The organism is Kitasatospora sp. NPDC057738, assembly GCF_042798815.1.
Taxonomy (GTDB): Bacteria; Actinomycetota; Actinomycetes; order Streptomycetales; family Streptomycetaceae; genus Kitasatospora; species Kitasatospora lactacystinica.
On sequence record NZ_JBHVJT010000034.1, the window covers coordinates 82854 to 89495 of the forward strand.

Genomic DNA, 6642 nt, shown 5'->3' on the forward strand with positions numbered 1-6642 from the left:
AGCACGCCGAGTGGACAAACCCTGCCCGAAAGGAACACCACCGCAGGGGGGGGCACCGGAAAATCCGGGTCCCCCCCACTGCCATGACCGCCCCGCCCGTCACCCACCGCCACCCTTCCTCCGACGGGCGGCGCCCGCGCCCGTCTGCTCTCTCCGCTCCGGGAGTTGAACCACCCTTGTACAAGCTTCTGTTCGACCTGGTCTTCAAGAAGATGGACCCCGAGAAGGCCCACCACCTCGCCTTCTTCTGGATCCGCCTCGGCTCCTCGGTGCCCGGCCTGCGCACCCTGGTGCGGCTGGTGCTCGCCCCGCGCGACCGGGCCCTGCGCACCCGCGCCCTCGGCCTCGACCTGCCCGGCCCGTTCGGCCTGGCGGCCGGCTTCGACAAGAACGGCGTCGGCATCGACGGCCTGTCGATGCTCGGCTTCGACTACGTCGAGATCGGCACCGTCACCGGCGAGCCCCAGCCCGGCAACCCGGCGCCCCGGCTGTTCCGCCTGGTCGAGGACCGCGCGCTGATCAACCGGATGGGCTTCAACAACCAGGGCTCGGCCCGGGTCGCGGCCCGGCTGGCCGCCCGCCCGCACACCAGCTCCACCCCGGTGATCGGCGTCAACATCGGCAAGACCAAGGTGGTCGAGGAGGCCGACGCCGTCGCCGACTACGTGAAGTCCACCGAGCGGCTGGCCAAGTACGCCGACTACCTGGTGGTCAACGTCAGCTCGCCGAACACCCCCGGGCTGCGCAACCTCCAGGCCGTGGACCACCTGCGGCCGCTGCTCGCCGCCGTCCGCGAGGCCGCCGACCGCAGCACCGCCCACCGCGTGCCGCTGCTGGTCAAGATCGCCCCCGACCTGGCCGACGAGGACGTCGACGCGGTCGCCGACCTCGCCCTGGAGCTGGGCCTGGACGGCATCATCGCCACCAACACCACGATCGGCCGCGAGGGCCTGCGCACCGACGCCGGGCGGGTCGCGGAGATCGGCATGGGCGGCCTGTCCGGCGCCCCGCTCAAGGCCCGTGCCCTGGAGGTGCTCCAGCGGCTGCGCGCCCGCACCGAGGGCCGGCTGACCCTGGTCTCGGTCGGCGGCATCGAGACCGCCGAGGACGCCTGGCAGCGGATCGTCCACGGCGCCGACCTGGTCCAGGGCTACAGCGCCTTCATCTACGAGGGCCCGTTCTGGTGCCGGCGGATCCACAAGGGCCTGTCCGCCAAGGTCCGCGCGGGCGGCTTCCGCAGCCTGGCCGACGCCGTCGGCAGCGCCGTGCGCAGCTCCTGAACCCCCTCCCCACCCCTCCGGAAAGAGACGACATGACCCTCGCCCCGTTCGGCGCCCGGCTGCGCCAGGCCCTCGACACCCGCGGCCAGCTCTGCGTCGGCATCGACCCGCACGCCTCCCTGCTCGCCGCCTGGGGGCTCGGCGACGACCTCGCCGGGCTGGAGACCTTCAGCCGCACCGTGGTCGAGGCGCTGGCCGACCGGGTGGCCGTGCTCAAGCCGCAGGCGGCCTTCTTCGAGCGCTTCGGCAGCAAGGGCGTCGCGGTGCTGGAGAAGACCGTCGAGGAGGCCCGGGCGGCCGGCGCGCTGGTCCTGATGGACGCCAAGCGCGGTGACATCGGCTCCACCATGGCCGCGTACGCCGAGGCCTTCCTGTCGCCGGGCAGCCCGCTGTTCTCGGACGCGCTGACGGTCAGCCCGTACCTGGGCTTCGGCTCGCTGCGCCCGGCCCTGGACCTGGCCCGGGAGCAGGGCTGCGGCGTGTTCGCGCTGGCGCTCACCTCCAACCCGGAGGGCGCCGAGGTGCAGCGCGCGGTGGGCTCGGACGGCGAGCCGGTCGCGGCCTCGGTGCTGCGTCAGCTGGCGGCCGAGAACGAGGGCGCCGCGCCGCTCGGCTCCTTCGGCGCGGTGGTCGGCGCGACGCTGGCCGACGCGGGCGTGGAACTGGCCATCAACGGCCCGCTGCTGGCCCCCGGGATCGGCGCCCAGGGCGCGACCATGGCCGACCTGCCGCGGGTGTTCGGCGCCTCGGTGATCAACGTGGTGCCGAGCGTCAGCCGGGACGTGCTCAGGCACGGCCCCTCGGTGCCGGCGCTTCGGGAGGCGGCGGAGCGCTTCGTCGGCGAGTTCGCGGACGCCGTCAAGTAGCGGAACCCGTCCTTCAGGTAGCCGCGCGGTGACCCTGCGGAGTGTCCGCAGGACCGCGCGGTGGCCGTCGAAGCGACGTGAGCGCCGTCACATCGGCACCGCCAAAGTCTCGCAATCGCGGTCATTTTGCCCTGGAAAGTCCTGGTCGGCCTTGGCTGACCAGGACTTTTCGTGTTCTTTTCCTGACGTGGCGCCGCAATCCGGGTAGTGTCCGGCGATAGGTCATCGGCGAGCCGCTATTTCGGTGGCTCCCGCAGGTCAGGGCCTTGTGGTTCCCCTTGCGGACGGTGTCCTCGGTACCGAACCAGTCCTAGCTCAATCCATCCATCCACACCCTGAGGTGAACGGCGTGGCCCTTCCGCCCCTTACCCCTGAACAGCGCACCGCCGCGCTCGCCAAGGCCGCCGAGGCTCGCCGGGAGCGCGCCGAGGTCAAGAACCGGCTCAAGCACTCCGGCGCCTCCCTGCACGAGGTGATCAAGGCCGGAAAGGCCGACAACGACGTCATCGGCAAGATGAAGGTCTCGGCCCTGCTGGAGTCCCTTCCGGGCGTCGGCAAGGTCCGTGCCAAGCAGATCATGGAGCGCCTCGGCATCAGCGAGAGCCGGCGCGTCCGCGGCCTCGGTACGAACCAGATCGCTTCCCTGGAGCGGGAGTTCGGCGGTGGCGCCGCCTGACCGTGCCCCCGTGGTCCCAGGATCCCCCGCGATCCGGGATAATCGGTGCATGAGTGAGCGTCCGCGGCTGACCGTGCTCTCCGGCCCTTCGGGGGTCGGCAAGAGCACGGTCGTCGCTCATATGAGGAAGATGCACCCCGAGGTCTGGCTCTCGGTGTCGGCGACGACCCGGCGCCCGAGGCCGGGCGAGAAGAACGGGGTCCAGTACCACTTCGTCGACAACGACGAGTTCGACAAGCTGGTCGCCAACGGCGAGTTGCTGGAGTGGGCCGAGTTCGCCGGGAACCGTTACGGGACCCCGCGCGCGGCCGTGCAGGAGAAGCTGGAGCGCGGCGAGCCGGTGCTCCTGGAGATCGACCTCCAGGGCGCCCGGCAGGTGCGCGAGTCGATGCCCGAGGCGCAGCTGGTCTTCCTGGCTCCGCCGAGCTGGGACGAGCTGGTCCGCCGGCTGACCGGCCGGGGCACCGAGCCGCAGGACGTGATCGAGAAGCGGCTGGAGGCGGCCAAGGTCGAGCTCGCGGCCGAGCCCGAGTTCGACACGACCCTTGTCAACACCTCCGTCGAGCAGGTAGCGGCCGAACTGCTAGCCTTGCTCGGTGTAGCCTGACCTGTCTGTCTTTTCCACCCTTTCGGAAGGTTTTAGCGTGTCCTCTTCCATGACCGCGCCCGAGGGCATCATCAACCCGCCGATCGACGAGCTGCTCGAGGCCACCGACTCCAAGTACAGCCTCGTGATCTACGCCGCCAAGCGCGCGCGCCAGATCAACGCGTACTACTCCCAGCTCGGCGAGGGCCTGCTGGAGTACGTCGGCCCGCTGGTCGACACCCACGTGCACGAGAAGCCGCTGTCGATCGCGCTGCGCGAGATCAACGCGGGCATGCTGACCGCCGAGGCGATCGAGGCTGCCTGAGGCAGTCGCAGAGTTTCGGAAGGGCCCGGCGGAATCGTTTCCGCCGGGCCCTTCGGCGTTCCCCGCGGCCCTCGGGTGTTCCCCGACGGACCTTCGGCGCTCGCCGGCGACCCTCCGGCGCTCGCCGGAGGGCAGGGCGCGGTGCGGGGGCCGGCCGGGGGGCCGTAGGGTGGGCGCGTTCGCGGCACGGCCGCGACGCGTTCCCGATGCGTTGTGCGTTCCCGAGGCGGAGAAAGGCCGGTAGATGACCCTGAGTGCGGACGCCCCCCGCGTGGTCCTCGGCGTGAGCGGCGGGATCGCCGCGTACAAGGCGTGCGAGCTGCTGCGCCGCTTCACCGAGTCCGGCCACCAGGTCACCGTCGTGCCGACCGCCGCCGCGCTGCACTTCGTCGGCGAGGCGACCTGGGCGGCGCTGTCCGGCCGCCCGGCCGCCACCGAGACCTGGGAGCGCGTGCACGAGGTGCCGCACGTGCGGATCGGGCAGCAGGCCGACCTGGTGGTGGTCGCCCCGGCCACCGCCGACCTGATCGCCAAGGCCGCCCACGGCCTCGCCGACGACCTGCTCACCAACACCCTGCTCACCGCCCGCTGTCCGGTCGTGGTGGCGCCCGCCATGCACACCGAGATGTGGGAGCACCCGGCCACCCGGGACAACGTGGCCACGCTGCGCCGCCGGGGCGTGATCGTGCTGGAGCCGGCCGTCGGGCGGCTGACCGGCAAGGACACCGGGAAGGGCCGACTGCCCGAGCCGTCGGCGATCTTCGACGCCTGCCGGGCCGTGCTGCGCCGCGGCGGGGCGGTGCCGACCGACCTGGCGGGCCGGCACGTGGTGGTCTCGGCCGGCGGCACCCGCGAGCCGCTGGACCCGGTGCGCTACCTGGGCAACCGGTCCTCCGGCAAGCAGGGCTACGCGCTCGCCGTGACGGCCGCGGCGCGCGGGGCCCGGGTGACGTTGCTCTCGGCCAACGCCGAGCTGCCGGACCCGGCCGGGGTGGACGTGGTGCACGTGTCGACCGCGCTGGGGCTGCGCGAGGCGGCGCTGAAGGCGGTCAAGGACGCGGACGCCGTGGTGATGGCCGCGGCGGTGGCGGACTTCCGGCCCGCCGAGTACGCGACCGGCAAGATCAAGAAGGTCGAGGGCGTCGAGCCGGCACCCGTCGCACTGGTCCGCAATCCGGACATCCTGGCCGAACTGTCGGCCCACCGGGCCCGTTCGGGTCAACTCGTGGTGGGTTTCGCGGCGGAGACCGACGACGTGCTCGCCAACGGTCGGGCCAAGCTCGCCCGCAAGGGCTGTGACCTGCTCGTGGTGAACGAGGTGGGCAACGGCAAGGCCTTCGGCACCGACGTCAACGAGGCCGTGGTACTGGGCTCGGACGGCAGTGAGACGGCCGTTCCGGTGGGCCCGAAGGAGGCGCTCGCGGACGTGGTCTGGGATCTGGTCGCAAAGCGGCTGGAAACGGGCGGCAACTGATCGGAACCGCTCGCGCGGCGGTCGAGAATTCCTGAAGCGGGTGACGTTCGGCGGAACCAGACCGTTAGACTCCAGGAATCAAGTCTTTCCGGAGTTCCCCGGGTCGCCCCGGGGAACTTCAGTCAGCAGCCGCTGCAACCCCAGGGAGCGCTGTGTCTCGCCGCCTGTTCACCTCGGAGTCCGTGACCGAGGGACACCCCGACAAGATCGCTGACCAGATCAGCGACACCATCCTTGACGCTCTCCTGCGGGAGGACCCGACGTCCCGGGTCGCCGTGGAGACGCTCATCACCACCGGCCAGGTGCACGTGGCCGGCGAGGTGACCACCAAGGCGTACGCGCCGATCGCCCAGCTCGTCCGGGACAAGATCCTGGAGATCGGCTACGACAGCTCCAAGAAGGGCTTCGACGGCGCCTCCTGCGGCGTCTCGGTGTCCATCGGTGCCCAGTCGCCCGACATCGCGCAGGGCGTCGACACCGCGTACGAGGCCCGTGTCGAGGGCGACGAGGACGACCTGGACAAGCAGGGCGCCGGTGACCAGGGCCTGATGTTCGGCTACGCGTCCGACGAGACGCCCGAGCTCATGCCGCTGCCGATCACCCTGGCGCACCGCCTCTCCCGCCGCCTGACCGAGGTGCGCAAGAACGGGACCATCCCCTACCTGCGCCCCGACGGCAAGACCCAGGTCACCATCGAGTACGACGGCGACAAGGCCGTCCGCCTGGACACCGTCGTCGTCTCCACCCAGCACGCCAGCGACATCGACCTGGAGTCGCTGCTCACCCCGGACATCCGCGAGTTCGTGGTCGAGCCGGAGCTGAAGGCGCTGGCCGAGCAGGGCATCAAGCTGACCACCGAGGGCTACCGCCTGCTGGTCAACCCGACCGGCCGCTTCGAGATCGGCGGCCCGATGGGCGACGCCGGCCTCACCGGCCGCAAGATCATCATCGACACCTACGGCGGCATGGCCCGCCACGGCGGCGGCGCCTTCTCCGGCAAGGACCCGTCCAAGGTGGACCGCTCGGCCGCGTACGCGATGCGCTGGGTGGCGAAGAACATCGTCGCCGCCGGCCTCGCCCGCCGCGCCGAGGTGCAGGTCGCGTACGCGATCGGCAAGGCCGAGCCGGTCGGCCTGTTCGTGGAGACCTTCGGCACCGAGACCGTGCCGGTCCTCACCATCCAGAAGGCCGTCTCCGAGGTCTTCGACCTGCGTCCGGCCGCGATCATCCGCGACCTGGACCTGCTGCGCCCGATCTACTCGCAGACCGCGGCGTACGGCCACTTCGGCCGTGAGCTGCCGGAGTTCACCTGGGAGCGCACCGACCGGGTGGAGCAGCTGAAGGCCGCCGTCCAGGACTGACGTCCGCGGCGCCCGCGCCCGCGGCCCGTCGCCAGTGGCGCGCGCCCGCGGCCCGTGCGCCCGTAGCGCCTGAA

7 protein-coding genes are annotated in these 6642 nt (G+C 71.7%); all 7 read left to right on the forward strand.

What is annotated here, in order from left to right; translation table 11 throughout:
• Positions 1–176 precede the first annotated feature (176 nt).
• The 7 genes from ACFVGO_RS20125 to metK all read left to right on the forward strand — a co-directional run bounded on the left by ACFVGO_RS20125 (position 177) and on the right by metK (position 6568).
• Positions 177–1280, forward strand: coding sequence for a quinone-dependent dihydroorotate dehydrogenase (locus ACFVGO_RS20125; protein WP_359897420.1), 1104 nt, complete (start codon positions 177–179; stop codon positions 1278–1280).
• A 32-nt stretch (positions 1281–1312) separates the two neighbouring features.
• Positions 1313–2146, forward strand: coding sequence for an orotidine-5'-phosphate decarboxylase (gene pyrF / locus ACFVGO_RS20130; protein ID WP_380633151.1), 834 nt, complete (start codon positions 1313–1315; stop codon positions 2144–2146).
• A 349-nt stretch (positions 2147–2495) separates the two neighbouring features.
• On the forward strand, positions 2496–2822 hold the full coding sequence (mihF, locus tag ACFVGO_RS20135) for an integration host factor, actinobacterial type (RefSeq protein ID WP_030056187.1): 327 nt from the start codon (positions 2496–2498) through the stop codon (positions 2820–2822).
• 49 nt (positions 2823–2871) lie between these two features.
• The gene (gene gmk / locus ACFVGO_RS20140; RefSeq protein ID WP_359897418.1) at positions 2872–3429 is read left to right on the forward strand and encodes a guanylate kinase; all 558 of its coding nucleotides are present in this window, start codon (positions 2872–2874) and stop codon (positions 3427–3429) included.
• 37 nt (positions 3430–3466) lie between these two features.
• Positions 3467–3733, forward strand: a complete 267-nt coding sequence (gene rpoZ, locus ACFVGO_RS20145) for a DNA-directed RNA polymerase subunit omega (protein ID WP_030240625.1) — start codon at positions 3467–3469, stop codon at positions 3731–3733.
• A gap of 244 nt (positions 3734–3977) precedes the next feature.
• The gene (coaBC, locus tag ACFVGO_RS20150; RefSeq protein WP_380633153.1) at positions 3978–5207 is read left to right on the forward strand and encodes a bifunctional phosphopantothenoylcysteine decarboxylase/phosphopantothenate--cysteine ligase CoaBC; all 1230 of its coding nucleotides are present in this window, start codon (positions 3978–3980) and stop codon (positions 5205–5207) included.
• A gap of 152 nt (positions 5208–5359) precedes the next feature.
• Positions 5360–6568 carry a methionine adenosyltransferase gene (gene metK, locus ACFVGO_RS20155; RefSeq protein WP_359897416.1) on the forward strand — a complete coding sequence of 403 codons (1209 nt, stop codon included), beginning with the start codon at positions 5360–5362 and terminating at the stop codon, positions 6566–6568.
• The last annotated feature ends 74 nt before the right edge of the window (positions 6569–6642 follow it).

Bases quoted from the DNA above. Each gene is read 5' to 3' on its own strand.
- pyrF (WP_380633151.1), top strand. From the start codon at position 1,313: ATGACCCTCGCCCCGTTCGGCGCCCGGCTGCGCCAGGCCCTCGACACC.
- gmk (WP_359897418.1), top strand. From the start codon at position 2,872: ATGAGTGAGCGTCCGCGGCTGACCGTGCTCTCCGGCCCTTCGGGGGTC.
- coaBC (WP_380633153.1), top strand. From the start codon at position 3,978: ATGACCCTGAGTGCGGACGCCCCCCGCGTGGTCCTCGGCGTGAGCGGC.